The sequence below is a fragment of the Flavonifractor sp. An9 genome, from assembly GCF_002161245.1.
Taxonomy (GTDB): Bacteria; Bacillota; Clostridia; order Oscillospirales; family Oscillospiraceae; genus Flavonifractor; species Flavonifractor avicola.
Map to the genome: position 1 here is coordinate 22,266 of NZ_NFHC01000022.1, position 15,583 is coordinate 37,848.

The 15,583-nt window shown below is 57.1% G+C and carries 19 protein-coding genes; 4 read left to right on the plus strand and 15 right to left on the minus strand.

Translation table 11 applies throughout. From position 1 onward, the window contains the following. The first annotated feature begins 171 nt into the window (after positions 1–171). Positions 172–537, plus strand: coding sequence for a hypothetical protein (locus B5G40_RS12920; protein WP_087399877.1), 366 nt, complete (start codon positions 172–174; stop codon positions 535–537). Between the two features lie 157 nt (positions 538–694). On the opposite strand, the gene B5G40_RS12930 is transcribed toward B5G40_RS12920, so the two are convergent. Both B5G40_RS12930 and B5G40_RS12935 read right to left on the minus strand, forming a co-directional pair. Further along, complete coding sequence (locus tag B5G40_RS12930; RefSeq protein ID WP_087399879.1) at positions 695–1,420, minus strand: energy-coupling factor transporter transmembrane component T; 726 nt, start codon at positions 1,418–1,420, stop codon at positions 695–697. Beyond that, complete coding sequence (locus B5G40_RS12935; protein WP_087376596.1) at positions 1,417–2,028, minus strand: MptD family putative ECF transporter S component; 612 nt, start codon at positions 2,026–2,028, stop codon at positions 1,417–1,419. Before B5G40_RS12935 ends, B5G40_RS12930 begins: the two co-directional genes overlap by 4 nt. Before the next feature lie 187 nt (positions 2,029–2,215). On the opposite strand from B5G40_RS12935, the gene B5G40_RS12940 reads away from it, so the two are divergent. After that, positions 2,216–3,178, plus strand: coding sequence for an AraC family transcriptional regulator (locus B5G40_RS12940; protein WP_087399880.1), 963 nt, complete (start codon positions 2,216–2,218; stop codon positions 3,176–3,178). A gap of 56 nt (positions 3,179–3,234) precedes the next feature. On the opposite strand, the gene B5G40_RS12945 is transcribed toward B5G40_RS12940, so the two are convergent. The 10 genes from B5G40_RS12945 to B5G40_RS12990 form a co-directional block, all read right to left on the minus strand. Further along, on the minus strand, positions 3,235–3,678 hold the full coding sequence (locus B5G40_RS12945) for a winged helix-turn-helix domain-containing protein (protein WP_087399881.1): 444 nt from the start codon (positions 3,676–3,678) through the stop codon (positions 3,235–3,237). 76 nt (positions 3,679–3,754) lie between these two features. After that, the gene (locus B5G40_RS12950; protein WP_087399882.1) at positions 3,755–5,089 is read right to left on the minus strand and encodes an MATE family efflux transporter; all 1,335 of its coding nucleotides are present in this window, start codon (positions 5,087–5,089) and stop codon (positions 3,755–3,757) included. Positions 5,090–5,174: 85 nt separating this feature from the next. Beyond that, positions 5,175–5,735, minus strand: coding sequence for a TetR/AcrR family transcriptional regulator (locus B5G40_RS12955; protein WP_087286213.1), 561 nt, complete (start codon positions 5,733–5,735; stop codon positions 5,175–5,177). Between the two features lie 65 nt (positions 5,736–5,800). After that, positions 5,801–6,409: a class I SAM-dependent methyltransferase gene (locus tag B5G40_RS12960; protein ID WP_087399883.1), complete on the minus strand. Its 609-nt coding sequence runs from the start codon at positions 6,407–6,409 to the stop codon at positions 5,801–5,803. Positions 6,410–6,527: 118 nt separating this feature from the next. Then, positions 6,528–6,950: a winged helix-turn-helix domain-containing protein gene (locus B5G40_RS12965; protein ID WP_087399884.1), complete on the minus strand. Its 423-nt coding sequence runs from the start codon at positions 6,948–6,950 to the stop codon at positions 6,528–6,530. Positions 6,951–6,984: 34 nt separating this feature from the next. Beyond that, entirely contained in the window at positions 6,985–7,689 is a 705-nt protein-coding gene (locus tag B5G40_RS12970; RefSeq protein ID WP_087399885.1) for a biosynthetic peptidoglycan transglycosylase, read from the minus strand. 15 nt (positions 7,690–7,704) lie between these two features. After that, entirely contained in the window at positions 7,705–8,319 is a 615-nt protein-coding gene (locus tag B5G40_RS12975) for a hypothetical protein (protein ID WP_087399886.1), read from the minus strand. Continuing rightward, positions 8,316–9,131, minus strand: a complete 816-nt coding sequence (locus B5G40_RS12980; RefSeq protein WP_087399887.1) for an ABC transporter permease — start codon at positions 9,129–9,131, stop codon at positions 8,316–8,318. Before B5G40_RS12980 ends, B5G40_RS12975 begins: the two co-directional genes overlap by 4 nt. A 13-nt stretch (positions 9,132–9,144) precedes the next feature. Further along, positions 9,145–9,957: an ABC transporter permease gene (locus B5G40_RS12985; RefSeq protein ID WP_242959430.1), complete on the minus strand. Its 813-nt coding sequence runs from the start codon at positions 9,955–9,957 to the stop codon at positions 9,145–9,147. Continuing rightward, complete coding sequence (locus B5G40_RS12990) at positions 9,941–10,864, minus strand: ATP-binding cassette domain-containing protein (protein WP_087399889.1); 924 nt, start codon at positions 10,862–10,864, stop codon at positions 9,941–9,943. The genes B5G40_RS12985 and B5G40_RS12990 overlap by 17 nt, the downstream gene beginning before the upstream one ends. A 152-nt stretch (positions 10,865–11,016) precedes the next feature. On the opposite strand from B5G40_RS12990, the gene B5G40_RS12995 reads away from it, so the two are divergent. Together B5G40_RS12995 and B5G40_RS13000 are read left to right on the plus strand one after the other, a co-directional pair. Then, positions 11,017–11,712 (plus strand): response regulator transcription factor, encoded by a 696-nt coding sequence (locus tag B5G40_RS12995; protein WP_087399890.1) that lies wholly within the window; start codon positions 11,017–11,019, stop codon positions 11,710–11,712. Then, positions 11,709–13,067: a sensor histidine kinase gene (locus tag B5G40_RS13000; RefSeq protein WP_087399891.1), complete on the plus strand. Its 1,359-nt coding sequence runs from the start codon at positions 11,709–11,711 to the stop codon at positions 13,065–13,067. The genes B5G40_RS12995 and B5G40_RS13000 overlap by 4 nt, the downstream gene beginning before the upstream one ends. 62 nt (positions 13,068–13,129) lie before the next feature. Here B5G40_RS13000 and B5G40_RS13005 read toward each other — a convergent pair whose 3' ends face one another. Genes B5G40_RS13005 through B5G40_RS13015 form a run of 3 tightly spaced genes read right to left on the minus strand, consistent with a single transcriptional unit; the run spans position 13,130 to position 15,519 of the window. Beyond that, positions 13,130–13,858 (minus strand): ABC transporter permease, encoded by a 729-nt coding sequence (locus B5G40_RS13005; RefSeq protein WP_087399892.1) that lies wholly within the window; start codon positions 13,856–13,858, stop codon positions 13,130–13,132. 3 nt (positions 13,859–13,861) lie between these two features. Next, a complete protein-coding gene (locus tag B5G40_RS13010; protein WP_087399893.1) occupies positions 13,862–14,611 on the minus strand; it encodes an ABC transporter permease in 750 nt (249 codons plus the stop codon). Then, positions 14,608–15,519: an ABC transporter ATP-binding protein gene (locus tag B5G40_RS13015; RefSeq protein WP_087399894.1), complete on the minus strand. Its 912-nt coding sequence runs from the start codon at positions 15,517–15,519 to the stop codon at positions 14,608–14,610. Before B5G40_RS13015 ends, B5G40_RS13010 begins: the two co-directional genes overlap by 4 nt. Between the last annotated feature and the right edge of the window lie 64 nt (positions 15,520–15,583).

Sequence of the window (15,583 nt, forward strand, 5' to 3'; positions counted from 1 at the left end):
GCCGAGCATTGCGTCACATCCGACCCATGCTCGGCGTTTATTATTACTAATTTCTCCTGTTTCTGATTTTACGACAGGACTGGTGCAAAGTTATAATAGGAGCATCGAGGCAACGGCTGAGTTGCCTCTTCTTCACAATGAGGAGCACAAAGAATTCAGGAGGAAAATGTCATGAGCTACACAGAAGCCGAGAAAAAGGAACTTGATAAGGTGCAAATGGTTTTCGCCGCACACCTTCAGCAGTGTCCAGACTACGAGCTGCTTTGGTCAGATAAGGTTGGCTATGTTTGGTTGGCCATCGGCCTCGAACCGCTTTATGTGGATACCGGCCGGCGAATTGAGTCCGCAGAAGATCTATGCCGTGAGTGCCTGGAGAGTATAGCCACCGATGTCCTATACCTTACTGACAATGACCACGGGTTGGAGAACGCAGATCCTCTGGAACGGGCTGAAATCCGCAGGCGCTGGAAACCCTTCATTGAGCAATTGCCGCAATTCTCTTACCTCTGCAGAGAGATTCTTCCTTCAAAAGACTGATAGAAAAATGCGGACCTTCTCCACCCTTTATTAGTCTTGCCGCATCCGCTGCGCCCACAGAGCAGGACACACTCCCCATCCGCGATGGTCAGGTCAATGTCCCGGAGGCCATCATGCTCCTGCCCCTGATAGGTAAAGGATACCTGTTTCAGTTCAATCATCCAAACACCCCCTTCCCATAGAGGCCCGCCGCGAAAAAGGCGCCAAAACAGAGGATTGCCGCCGCATCCGCCGGCCCCATGCGGATCTGCACCAGGCAGGTCCTGGGTTTTGGGTTCTCGATCCCCCGGGTGATGGAGGCGATGGACAGCTCATCCGCCGCCTTGGATGCCGCCATCATCAGCGGGACATAGATGCACTCTACGGTCATGCCGGGATGGGTCAATAGCCCTTTCAGGGAAGGCGACACGTCCCGCAGCCGCATGGCGTCCTTGATGAACCGCCAGTCCTCCTGAATGGTGGGGATATAGCGGAGCATGACCGCCAGCGGGATCACCAGATTTTTCGGCGCATGGACACGGTTCATGGCTGACAAAAACTCGCTGACCTTAGTGGTGGAGATGACGATGCCTGACAGCATCCCGCAGGGGTACACCTTGTGGAACAGGCCAAGGAATGCGATGAACATGGTGCGCCAGGTCCCGGTCATGGTGTCCATGATCCAGAAAGTGAGCAGGACAATCAGCCCGTAGAACGCCGCGCCCTTCCAGGCGTACTTCCACTTTCCGCAGCAGGCGCCAAACAGCCCAATCAGCACCACGAGTCCCAGCTCATAGTACAGAGACGGGGCCATCATGGCGGAGAGGATGCAGAGCAGGAGCAGCAGGATTTTCGTCCTTGGATCCAGCCAGAGTCTTTGCCGTGGAGATGTTCCGCCGTTCATGCGGTGATCCCAGCCTTCTCGAACTGTTTCTTCAGCATCTTGCCGCCGACCCACCCGCTGAAGGCCGCGATGACCAGCGTGCCGACGACGATGACCGCCAGCAGCCAGGAGGGCGCGGAGGCGCTCATGGTGTCAATGTAGGACTGCTCCGTGCCGTTATCCAGCATGGTGCTGGCCCAGCCCTCCGGGTCGATAAAGAATACCACATAGGTGTAGATGCCGCCCAGGGAGATCAGCATGTAGGACAGCAGGTTGATGGCCTTGTTGCGGTAGTGGCCGGCGCCGGCCACAAGGTCCGCAATGATCCCCATGCCGATGTACCCCAGAGAGAACGCCCAGTGCATCCCCGTGGCAAACCAGATGATTCCCATGATGATGCCGAGGATGGTGACGCTCCAGCGTTTCTGCACCTTAGCGACCATCAGCAGATAGATGGGGCCGCACAGCAGCGCCGCACCCATGGGCATGTAAAAGGTCAGAACCGGGTTTGGCGCAAAGGGCAGACCGCCAATCAACGTAAAGACAAAAAAGATGGCGCTGAAAATGCCAGTGGTCACAAGGTCCTTGACCGTAAGGCCCTTCTTCAGTGAATTGGCTTGGTTGCTCATAGTTTTCCTCCTGTTTCATAACGTGTTGACTTTTCATAGGCGATGTGCTACCATTCGGTTAGATGCCGCTAACCACCGCCTATACACTACACGCGGTCTGGACATCTTGCAAGGGTTTGAGACGAGGTTCGTCTCTTCGTTGCAAAAGTTCGTCCAATCGTTGTAAAGAGGAGAAGAGTCTTTTGTTATGCCCGAAATGACGGAGCCATACTATGTATCCATGCTGAAGGGCCACGGTTTTACCCCCGACCCCGACGATCACCAGTATGGGGCCTTGGGCCTCTGCTGGAAAATCTCCCAGGAAATCGGGGAGGGTTCCTACTGGACCTATGGACAGAAGGACCTCTACGACATTAAGATCCACAACTTTTCCTTTCATAAGGACTCCCTGCTGGAGTTCTCCCTGCCGGAGTGCCTGAGCATTACTCGCTATGACTCCATCTCCGGGGAAGAGCTGTCGCCCTACCGCCGGCTGTCCGCCGGGTGCATCAAGACCTATATCGGCGGGTATGAACCGTATCAGGTTCTGATCCACAAGAACATCCCCATCCGCTCCATCGGCATCGAGATCATGCCGGCCTACTATGAGGACTACCTCAAGAAGCAATACCCGGAAGAATACCGAAACCCAGTGGAGGCGTTCCGCAAAATCGACCAGACCACTGATTTCCCGGAGATGTCCAGACTGCTTTCTGAAGTCCAGAACTATCGCGGGGATGGGATCGCCGCCAAGCTGTTCTATGAGAGCAAGGTGGCGGAGGCCCTGTCCCTGGTGGTGGAGTACCAGAAAAAACGTCCAGCGGCCCCCAGCAAACTGTCTCAGGCGGATCTGGAGCGCATCCAGACCGTGGCCGCCTATCTGAGCGACCACTATGCCGCAGAGATCCCCATGGAGCGGCTGACGCAGATTGCCTGCATGGGAACCACGAAACTCAAGAGCAGTTTCAAAAAGGTTTACGACTGCACCATCACAGAGTACATCCAGCAGCGCCGCATGAGCCAGGCGGAGTACCTGCTGACCAACACAGACTTATCCATCGGCCAGATCGCTCAGACCGTTGGCTACTCCACCTCCAGCCGCTTTGCGGAGCTGTTCCGGAAGAGCACCGGGCTGCTGCCGGGAGAGTTCCGGAAAGTGGGAAGCCGGTAATAGGGCATGAAAAAGGAACTGGATACCGCCCTTTAATGGGTGGCATCCAGTTCCTTTCAATCTTCCATTCCCGATTGCCTGTTATGAATATCTATTTTATAGCCTGCACCCACCACCGTCTTGATGTATCCCGGATGTTTGGGATCCTCCTCCAACTTTCTTCTCAGACGCCAAATGATATTTTCCACGGAGTTTGTTCCGTGGAGATATGCCTCCCCCCAGGCGGCCTCATAGAGCTGCGCTTTGGAGAACACCTGCCCTGGTGAGCTGGCCATGCAATAGAGCATGGCATACTCCCCATGATTGAGTTCCACTTCCCTGCCTGCCATGAGCACCCGGCGGTGCTTATGATGGATCTCCAGTTCCCCGATGCGCAGCACGGAGGTGGACATATTGGTAACATCGACCACCTCTGCCCTTTTACCGTTCAGCGCGTCCATGATAGCCTTGAACACGCTGCCGTCCGGGTCAGTGGCCCGGATGACGATAATCTTCTCCATGCTGCTCACCTCTATTGTTTCGTTATCTGGATATCTCAATTCAATACAATAAAGATTATGATTCAAAATGAAGTGATTACATCCTTGTCGGGGTGGCTCCAAAATGACTCTGATTTAGATGATTCATTGTAAATGCGGTGACACTGGCCACCACATGACTGACCAGAACCGCAACCCAAATTCCATTTAGGCCAAGGCCCAGATAGGAAAGTAAATAGGCCAGAGGAATCCGGACTGCAATGTAATAGAAAATCATCAAAAACATACTCTTTGACGGCTTTCCCATGCCATTGAGGGCGCCTAAATAGCAATTTGTGACGGTGTTAAGAACATATCCAATGCTGACAATCAAAAAATATGTTCCAACGATAGTGGCCACATCCTCACTGCGAACAAATAGAACGGAAAGCCGTCTTGAAAACCCGACCACCAAAACAGAAAGAATTACAAGCAAACCACAGCCGTAACCCAATGCACATTTCAGATAGTCTTTAGCCCTGTCGTATCGACTTCCGCCAACGCACTGCCCGATGATGGTAGTTAAGACCATGTTTAGCGCCATCGCCGGGTAGAAAAGTATGGTTTCCAATTTTCCTGTTACCCCATAAGCCGCTATTGCAGTGACGCTATATGTGCTGACAAGTGCGGTGAGAGAAGTTGTGCTGATGGCCGGGATGCTTTGCTGAATGACAGAAGGAATTGCCTTCTGAATAAGTGGCAATATATCACTCTTATCAAATGCAGAGATTTTGAACGCAAACAGATTCTTCTTTTTCAGATAGGCCAGCATGAACAGTAAGCAAATTACCTGAGAAAGTAGTGTAGCAATCGCCGCGCCGTGAAATCCGATGAAGTGGATAAAAATAGGATCGAGGATCGCGTTCAAAATTGTTGACACCAGCATGGCTACTGCTTGAAACATAGAATTGCCGAAGCTCCTCAATACAGCGGTAAAATAAAGGTAAAGGTAAACCGCCAAATATCCGAGGATATAGATCGCCAAGTAGCTGTATGCCATATCATAAGTTTCAGCTGGGGTGTTCAAAACCTTCAAAATTCCCGGAAGCAAAGCCTCAAGCAAAATCGTCACGAGAAAGGAGAAAGCTACCGCAACGCTGAATGATGTAGCAATCAAACTCTCTGTTTTTTTCTTATCCTTTGCACCAATCGCCTGGGAGATCAGGATCGATACACCATTAGTCGCTCCCATCGCAACGGAAGTCAAGATTAGAATAATGGGAGTGGAGTTTGTCAAAGCGGCATAAGCCGTTTCTCCGAGCAAATTTCCGATCCACAAACTGTCTACGAGGTTATACATCATATTGAGGAACATGGCGGCAATCATCGGAAGGGCCATCGCCATAAGGCAACGCTTTGTGTTCCCGCCTATAAAGTCGATTTTAGTTGGCATGACAATCACCTTTCTTAATAATTGAATGAATAACATTCATTAACAGGTCCTTAAAAATCCCCCGCCCCAGAGCGGGGGATCAGTTTCAAAGGTGTAATGCAAATATAAGAAATTCACGGATCCTTTTTGACTTATCATCTTGTGTCAAATCGTCTGCCAGCAGGATACCAAGCTGCCCATATACACAGAACATCGCAGCGGCCTGAATATCATCAAACTGGATTTCACCCTTTTGCCGAGCGCGTAGCAACAATTTTTCTACAAGCGGAACCAACTTCTCACAGACTTTGAGAGAAAGCTGATCGTGGAATTTCTTGTTTTCTGCGCCGTGAAAGACTGAATAATATTTTGTGTCCCGTTCTTCCATAGTGGCAGGCATATCTTCAATGATCTGCCGTAAGGTCTTGTGATCGTCCTTTTCAGCACCGATAAACTGCTCCACCAGGACATCCGCATATTGTTCAATCGCGCTGTCAAACAGCGCCTCTTTAGACGGAAAATAGCGATAGCATAGACCCTGTGCCACACCGATTGCTTTTGCTATATCCGTAATCGAGGTCTTTTCATATCCATTTTCCCCGAACAATTTGAGGGCAGTATCTAAAATCTCCTGCTTGCGTATTTCCGGCTCCTTTGTAACCCGCATAGTCTGAGCCTCCTTTCTTTCTATGATAGCACTCCCTTTCTAAAAAATCAATGAGTGAATATCAATCATTTTTCACCCATAGCAATACACGCCGTGTTATCAACCTTCTCCCATGATACATTATGAAAAAATGCTGAAAGCATGGAGACGAGTTCGGCTTCAGAGTAAATCTTCACATCTCCTTCTTTACTATGACGCATATAAAAATTCATGATCACGCGACCTACAAAAGGTTGCCAGCAATCTCCCATCAGGAAAGTGCCGCCCGGCTTCAATACTCGGTTTATCTCCCTTAATACATCTTTCGGTGCAGGATAATGATGAAAAGAGTCGTTGCAATACACAACATCAAAGGCGTTGTCCGGGAAAGGGAGTGCCTCGCTGTCCCCCAACAATAGCTTGACTTGTTCCGGTAGTTTCGATTTCGCAACAGCAAGCATTTCCTCTGATAGATCAATGCCGCACAATTCTTTATGGGGATCTTTCTGCAAAATGAGCTTTAGCATTTCACCAGTCCCGCATCCCAAATCGAGGGCAGATTGAAACGGAATGTGCGACAGCTTTTCCAGCAGGACGGGATAAAGAGAGCGGGCGTGCTGGCCCTTAATATCTTTATCATAGGTGGCAGCCTGCTGATTAAATGCAGCTTTCGAGTTTTCTTTTATGGTGTTCATGGTTTGACCTCCTTTCCACCAATTAGTATAGCACCCTTTTTTGAAATGTCAATGAATAATGTTCATTCATTTTTGCTAATTACAAGTAAAAGATTAACTATCGCTTCTCCCCTCTTCTTCAATGCGGATAATCCAGACGATACCCTGTCCCCACCACTGTTTTGATGTACGCCGGATGCCTGGGGTCCTCCTCCAGTTTTCTTCTCAGCCGCCAGATGGTATTCTCCACGGAGTTTGTCCCGCGTAGATATTCCTCGCCCCAAGCGGCCTCATAGAGCTGCGCTTTGGAGAACACCTGCCCTGGTGAACTGGCCATGCAGTAGAGCATGGCATACTCCCCATGATTGAGTTCCACTTCCCTGCCCGCCATGAGCACCCGGCGGTACTTATGATGGAGCTCCAGTTCCCTGATGCGCAGCACGGAGGTCGCAGGGGCAGCAACATCGACTACCTCTGCCCTTTTACCCTTCAGCGCGTCCATGACGGCCTTGAACACGCTGCCGTCCGGATCCCTCGCCCGAATGACAATAATCTCCTCCAAGCTGCTCACCTCCCCGGGATTTTCTGCGGCATGATCAGTTTTGCAGAATTGCCGCCGCCTCTTCCTCGCCGAGATGCCCGTATTTCACCATCTGCTGGAGAACATACTGCTGCCGCTGCGCAGCCAGATCTGGGTTCGCCGTCAGCGAGTAGACGGATGGCGCATTGGGGATTCCGGCCAGCAGCGTGGCTTCCTCATCCGTCATGTCCGCAGGCTCCTTCCCAAAGTAGCCCTCGCTGGCGTCCCGGACACAGTAATAGCCGTCGCCAAAGTAAATGGAGTTGACATACAGCTCCAGGATCTCGTCCTTTGAGTAGGTCCGCTCCAGCCGAAAGGCCATGAAAACCTCCGCAGCCTTACGGATAAAACTCCGCTCCTGGGTAAAATACAGGTTCTTGGCAAGCTGCTGAGTGATGGTGCTGCCGCCTTCCCGCAGGCTCCAGGACTTGATGTTGTTCCAGGCAGCTCTGGCGATGGCGATGATGTCGATGCCGCAATGCTGTTCAAAGCGGTGGTCCTCCACTGCCACGACCGCATCAAGATAGATTTCCGGCAGGTCTGCAAGCGCCGTATAGCTGGGATCTGCCTGCACCTCTGCAACCTTGTCCTCCAAGCTCTGCTCCTTGAGTGCGTCACGATACATCAGGTAGCCCAGAACAGCCACCACACTGCCGCACAAAATCCCGGCGGCTACGATCAGCAGAATGATCCGCACCAGTAGTTTTTTCAGTATCCGCATGACGCACCTCACAGTTTACTCGATCTGAATGGACACGCTCCCGGTCACGCCCACGGCCCAGACGCCGAGATAGACGCTTCCACCGCCCACCTCGATGGTGCCGGAGTAATCCCCGCTCTCGGACAGCAGGAGCACCGGTTCCTCCGAGCCGGAGCACAGGAAGATGGCGGCCTCTCCTTCCTCAATATCGAGGGAGCAGGTGAGTTCTACCGTGTTCCCGGCCTCCCGGTTCAGCGTGGTGCCACCGAAGAGCAGTTCCGTACCGGAGAAGTCCTCGTAGTCAGCCGCATAGGTGCCGGTGTAGTCGTCCTCGCCCCGGACACGCTCCCCCTGGAGGGAGCGGTCCGGCGTCAGCGCCCAGGAGCCGGCGGTATCCATCAGCGAACTGTAGGCATCCAGAATGGCGTCCTTCACTGAGTCATCCGTCGCGTCGGCCGCGGCGTCGAGGGCTGCATCTGTCATATCCGCCAGAGCGCCGGCGATCTGATCCGTCCCCTCCGCCAAGCCATTGAGTACCGCGTCCGTCCCATCCGCCACTGATTGCATCATGCTGGAACAGCCGGACAGCAGAAGGGCGCAGAACAGGCCGCAGGTCAGGAGCGGCGCACATCGTTTCCGAGTCTTTCTCATCGTGTTCTCCTCCCTGCCTGCCGACGGCCCCGGCCCTTGGCCTTTTTCGGTTTTACCTGCGCTCCCTTGTTGCTGGGGCGGGACATCAGCAGGAGCACCGCAGTCAAGGCGATGACAGCCCCCATACCCAGAAGGGACAGTGGGATGCTGGGGGCCTCGGTGGCCCCGTTGTATTCCTGCATATCAAAGCCGGCCAGCACCAGCGCCGCGGAGAAAGGGTAGGCGGAGAGCAGGAACCCGCTCTTAAAGAACAAAATGCAGTATCCCAGGAAAAAGGTCAGGATGGAGCCGCCCAGATAGGCGCCCCGCATCTGCCCGAAAATCAGGATCATGGGCATACACACCAGGAAGGTGGTCAGCGACGCAGCCACCACCTGTCCCCCCTGCTGGAGGATCACCCCAAGCGTCAGCCCTGGGAGGCCCGCCCGCGTTCCCGTGAGTACTGTCACAGCCACACTGTAAAGGCCGAACAGCAGGGACAGCAGGCCGGTGACCGCCAGCTTGCCCCCAAGGAGTTTTGGATAGGACACCGGGACGGTGAGCAGGTTCTTCATGGTATCGTGGGTATTCTCCCGGTCGATCAGCCACCCGCCGATCATCACCAGGGAGATGGGGAGAAACACCTGGGTGTTGCCCCACACTACACTGGAAAACAGGTGGAGCATATCATAGTTGGGGTCCCGGATCTCCGGGTTCACAATCAGCTGGGTGCCGTACTGCACCACCGGACAGAGGGCCAGGGCCACAATGCCCACCAGCAGGATCTGGCACCGCCGCAGCTTCCACCACTCTGTTTGAATCATCTTCCACATACGCAACACCTCCTCAAACGCCCTGGCGCTTGTAGACCAGCGCGATCAGGGCCATGAACACCGCAGCCTCCGTCCCGGTCACCAGAAACGCCTGGGCGGTGGTGACAAAATAGGGGCTGACCCGCTCCAAAAGTCCCAGCATCTCGGCGCCGGCGTTGGAGAAGTCGAGATACTGGAAGTACCACCGGAAGGTCAGCGGCCCGGGCAGCAGCGTCCCCAGGTTCAGGCCGAAGGGCTGGGTGATAAAGAGGTCGTTCAGGCCGAAGATGTAGTTGACAGATGTGTAGAAGAAGGTGATGATGACGGAGACGATATAGCTCCGGTTCAGCAGCACCACCAGCAGGATGCAGGGCAATGCCCCGGCCCACATCATGATCCCCTGGCCGACGCCCACAAAAAAGAGCCGCCAGAAGCCCACCGGCTCCCACCCGGCGGCCAGCACGATCAGCAGGATCACCAGGCCGCCCACCGCCATGAAAGCGATGGAAAAGAGAAACAGCAGGGCCATTTTTGCCAGGGCCAGGGTCGGTTTGCTCACCGGCACGGTCATCAGGTTCTTCAGCGTGTCGTTGTCCTGTTCCTCAAAAAGCAGGTTGGAGGCCAGCACTACCAGGGCGGGCATGAGCAGCAGATAGGCGCTCATCTGGAACAGGGTGGACATCATGCCGTCCACCGCCTCCGCCCCGCTGGTGAACTCCTGGAAGTCCGGCAGGAACAGGGCGCACCCCAGGGGGATCAGGGCGGACACGGCAGCAGCAGCGAAGAACAACGGCTTGCGCCGCAGCTTGGCAAACTCACACCACAGGAGTTTAAGCAATGCCCTCACCCCCTGTGATGCGCTTGAAGTAGTCCTCAAGGGTGTCCTCGTAGAGATGGGCGTCGGACACCACCAGCCCCGCCTCCACGAACCGCCGCACCGCCGCGCCGGTGTCCAGGCGGAGATCCCGGACGGTCAGTTCCTGCCCATTCTCCACAGCTACATCCCGCACGCCCATCTCCTGCTGGAGCAGCTGGGCGGCCACCGGTGCATTGGACACGGTGAACCGGAGGACCTTCCCGTTCTTCTGCTCCAGCTCCGCCAGGCTCTCCTCCTCCAAGAGGACGCCGTGGTCGATGATCCCAATGTCATCTGCCAGCAGGGCGATCTCGGAGAGGATATGGCTGGAGAGCAGGATGGTCTTTCCCCGTTCGTCGCACAGCGCCCGGATGAAGTCCCGCACCTCGGCAATGCCGATGGGGTCCAGGCCGTTGATGGGCTCGTCCAGGATCAGTAGCTCCGGGTCGTGCATCACCGCCAGGGCGATGGCCAGCCGCTGTTTCATGCCCAGGGAGTACTGGGCGTAGCGTTTCTTGTCCCGGTAGGGCAGGTTCACCAGCTCCAGCGCCCCTTTGATATAGTTGGGACTTTTGAGGCCCCGGAGCCGGGCGAAGATCTGCAAATTCTCCGTCCCGGTCAGGTTGGGGTAAAACCCGGGGGACTCGATGAGACTGCCGATGCGGGGCAGGACGCGCTTTTCGTTCCCCTTCAGCGGCCGGCCGAAGATGGTCACTGTGCCGGATGTGGGGACGGTCAGCCCCAGGAGCATCTTCATGGTGGTGGTCTTGCCCGCCCCGTTGCGCCCCAGGAGGCCGTAGATACGCCCCTTCTGCACATGGAGATCCAGACTGGAGACGCTGACCTGCTCCCCATACCGTTTGGTCAGGCCCTTGGTTTCAATGATACAGTCGCTCATAAGCAGTACCTCCTTTGCTTGGTAGCAACAGGATAGCACCCGCACCTTGAGATAACGCTGAGCCAACCTTAATTTTTCTCTGAGATTTTGCGGAGGGCATGGGCAGGCCGACACTTTAGCGGTATAATATGGGCAAAGGAGGGGGGTGTCCCATGATGGAGCATAAAATCTTATTGGTAGACGATGACCGGGACCTTTTGGAGATGCTGTGCTCCATCTTCCGGCGGGCAGGCTATACCGATCTTGTGACCGCCTCCTCCGGACAAGAGGCCCTCCAGATCTGGCGGGAGCAGCAGCCGGCGCTGATCATTTTGGATGTGATGATGCCGGGGATGGACGGTTTCGAGGTCCTGCGGGAGATCCGCCGCACCAGCCGCGTGCCCGTCCTGATGCTCACCGCCCGGGGCGAGGCAGAGGATCGCATCGAGGGGCTGGAAATCGGAGCGGATGACTATCTTCCCAAGCCCTTTTTGCCAAAGGAGCTGCTGCTCCGGGTGGGGGCCATTCTCCATCGGACTTACCCGGAGCCCAACCGGAAGGTGGAACTGGCAGCCTCCACGGTGGACTTGGAGAAAGCCGAAGTATGGAAGGACGGCGAACGGACGCCATTAACGGCAAAGGAATTGCAGCTGTTCGAGAAACTCTATGAAAATGCCGGCCGGATCGTCACCACCGGCATCCTGTGCGAGACGATCTGTGGGGAGTTCTGGCAGGGCTACGAGAGCACCCTCTCCACCCATATCCGCCACCTGCGGGAAAAGATCGAGGCAAATCCCTCCAAACCTGTCTCCCTGGTGACGGCCAAGGGGCTGGGCTACCGGCTCAATCTGAAGGGGGCGAAGTCGTGAACCCGGTACAGCGGTTTTTCCGGCGCTACATTTTCTCTACCATTGGTATTTTGACGCTGTTCTTCGTGGTAAATCTCCTGCTGGCCCTGACTGTTCTGACCGCCGGATACATGAGCGGGACAGACAACGGGCTGTCTGTCCGGGAGGTGTCCGGCCATGTGACGCAGCAGGGCGGCACCTGGACGGCAGACGATACGGCGCTGGCGCTGCTGCAAGAGCATGATGCCTGGGCCATGCTCCTGGATGAGAGCGGCACCGTGGTCTGGGAGCAGGGGCTTCCCGAGGAGCTGCCCCGGTCCTACACCAGCGCCCAGGTGGCCTCCTTCAGCCGCTGGTATCTCCAGGACTACCCGGTGAAGGTGTGGAGCCGGGAGGACGGCGCTCTGATGGTGGTGGGATTCGCACCGGGCACTCTGGTGAAGTACTACTTTTCCATGGAGACTCCCTCCCTGATGATGTTCCTGGTGGGGGCCATCGCGGTCTTTGTGTTCAACCTGCTGCTGATGGTCTTCCTGATGCTTCGGAACACCCGCCGGGTGGAGAAAGCCATGTCCCCCATCCTACGGGGCATCCAAGACCTGAGCCGGGGCAGTTACCAGCCCCTGGACGAGCGCGGGGAACTGGCGGAGATCAACGCGGGGCTGAACCGAGCCGGGGATTACCTGATGCAGAAAGACAACACCCGGGCAGAGTGGATTCGCGGGGTATCCCACGACATCCGCACTCCCCTTTCCATGGTGCTGGGTTACGCCAGTGAATTGGAGGACGACGACACTCTCCCCACGGAGGCCCGGCAGCATGCCGGGATGATCCGGCGGCAGGGGGAGCGGCTGAAATCCCTGGTGGAGGATCTGAACCTGACCACCAAGTTGGAATACGCCCTCCAGCCCATCCGCCGGGAGGCAGTAGATCTGGTGGAGATCGGGCGGCAGGCGGTGAGCGAGGTGCTCAACGACGGTCTGCCGGAGCGGTATGAAATCACATTTTCCGAGACGCATCCGGGCCGCGCTGCCAGAATAGAGGGTGACGCCGCCCTTCTCCGGCGGATGCTGGACAACCTGATCCGCAACAGCATCGTCCATAATCCCCAGGGCTGCCATATCTCCGTCACGATAGGCGCGGAAGATGGGCGATGCACCTGCACAGTGACAGATGATGGCGTTGGAATGGATGCCGCCCGACTGGAGGCGCTGAACCGGGAAGCGGATGTCTCCAGCACCCAGGGCGGTGAGCACGGCTTGGGCCTCAAGCTGGTGCGGCAGATCGTGAAGGCCCACGGGGGAACGGTGCGGTTCCGGCAGGCTGTGCCTCATGGACTGGAGATTTGCATTTCTATCCCCACAAGGAATGTCTGAAAAGGGCGGGCGGCTTGCGAAGGGCCGCCCGCCCTTTGTTTGCCGTTCTCCCTGCCGCCTATTTACTCCGCCGCCACATCGTGCCGCCGGAGATGGTGGACGGCCAGGAGGGTGAACACCGCCGTGTAGACAAAAGCGGAGAGCAGGAAGGGCGTGAAGTCCAGCTCCATATTTGGGTTGTTGGCCCGCATCCCGATGCAGAGAAGGGAGTACGGGAAGGCATATCCGAAGCCCTGCGCCGTGACCATCAGCCCCGCGATGCCGCCAATCAGGCCGAAGGCCACGGTTGGGGCAAAGGCCCGGATGATCAGGCTGAAGTAGAGCTGCACTGCGCACACCGACACGCCGCCCACGGCTCCGCACGCCAGCCATCCGGGCAGCTCCGGCGGGATGGGGCCTGCGAGGCCCACCAGCTTCCCGCTGATAATGAACAGCGCCCCGATCCAGGCCTGGGAGAGCAGGGACATGACCGCCGCCCAAATCAGCTTGGCAAGGCACAGGGCCCCCACCGGCACCGGGGCGGTGAGGAAGCTGTTCCAGTTGTGGTCCGTGTGCTCCAGCCGCCACTGCCAGGCGCAGAACACCCCCAGCAGGGCCGGCAGGAAGAACATGGAAGAGAACAGGGTGTGCTGGCTCCACAGGCTGTACCACTCGCTCCGCAGCAGCCCCAGATTCCCCAGATAGTTCATGGTGCCCAGGATGGCCGGGAAAATGGGCAGCACCACAAAGGCCAGCCACACCGGCGACCGGCGGAATTTGATCAGTTCCGCCCTCAGACAACGCAGCAGCATCCCTCACACCTCCTTCCGCACAAACAGCGCCCGGCCCACGATCAGGAACAGCGCCGCCCACAGGCACAGGAGCGCCGCATCCATCGGCGCCGGCCACTCCCAGTAGAACCAGGTGAACCGGGTGTCCGGGTCCCAGTTCATCCCCACCAGGGATAAAAGACCGTAGTAGCCCCAGGGGATACACCGGGTCAGGGCCGGCGGGAACAACAGGGACAGGATGCCGAGAAAGCTCCCGGAGATCCCGCACACCAGGGCCACTGCCTGGTTTGGAAAGCGCAGGGACAAGCCCTGCTGCAGGGCGTAGACCATCATGGACACCGCCCAGGAGATCAGGGTAAATATCCCGAACCGCCCCCAGGGAACCTCCCCCGGGAACTGCCACAGGATGCCTACCCCCATGAAGAGCGCCCACCGGATGATCAGCAGGGCCGCCAGCACCAGGGCGCCCCAGGTGAGTTTAGCCCCGTAAAGCCGCCCCGGCGCCGCCATGGTCTCCAGCAGTTTCAGGGTCGTCCCCTTGTGCTCCAGCTCACAATTCCGGCTGGCGATGGTGGCCACGCTGATGGGCATGATGATGGCGTCCACCATGGCCAGGTTATAGAGCAGCAGCATCCAGCCCTGGCGGAGATCCTCGGCGTCCTGCCGGAGGAAGGTAGTGACGAGCCACAGCAGCTCCGCCGCGAGCACGGCGGCGCACACCAGCAGGATCTTCCGCCGGCGGCACTTGAAAAACTCCAGTCTCAGCAGTTTCACAGGCTCGCCGCCTTTCCCGTCAGTTCCAGGAAAATGTCCTCCAAACTCTTCTGCCGCTCCTCTAAGCGGATGACGCCCAGATTGCGCGACCCCAGCAGACGGGTGAGCTGGGCGGCGATCTCGTCGGAGAGGATGGGGAGGATGAGATAGCCCTCTTCCTCCTGGCAGGGCACGGACTTCTCCTGGAGAACGGCCCGGGCCACGGCGTTGTTGGTGGTGCGCAGGGCCAGGTGGTGGCGGCTGCGGCCGTGGAGGGCCTCCAGGGTGTCCTGGAACACCAGCTCCCCCTCCCGGATGATGGCCACATGGTCCGCCATCTGGTCGATCTCGCTCAAGAGGTGGCTGGACACCACCACCGTCATGCCGAACCGCTCGGGCAGGGAGCAGATCAGTTCCCGCATCTCCTGGATGCCCGCCGGGTCCAGGCCGTTGGTGGGCTCGTCCAGGATCAGCAGCTTGGGATAGCCCAGCAGGGCCGCCGCCAGACCCAGCCGCTGCTTCATGCCCAGGGAGTAGTGGGCTACCCTCTTGCCCCGCTGGCCGTCCAGCCGGACGATCTGCAGCACCTCCCGGATGTTTTTCTCCGGCACGCCCCGGAGGGTCTGGACGATCCGCAGGTTTTCCTCCCCGGTGAGGTGGCCGTAGTAGCTGGGGCTCTCGATGAGGCTCCCCACCTGCCGGAGCACGGCCAGACGGTTCCCGCCGTCCATCTTCTTCCCCAGCACCCGGATGTCCCCCGCCGTGGGGCGCACCAGGCCCAGAATCATCTTCAGGGTGGTGGACTTCCCCGCCCCGTTGGGGCCCAGAAAGCCGTAGACGCTGCCCTCTGGCACGTCCAGGTCCAGGTGGGCCACCCGCAGGGCGTTTCCATACTGCTTGCACAGGTCGTGTGTCTCAATGATGTTCATGGCAAGACCTCCTTATGTCCCCAAGGATAACACCCCTGCCTTACGCCCCCATGAAGCCTACCTT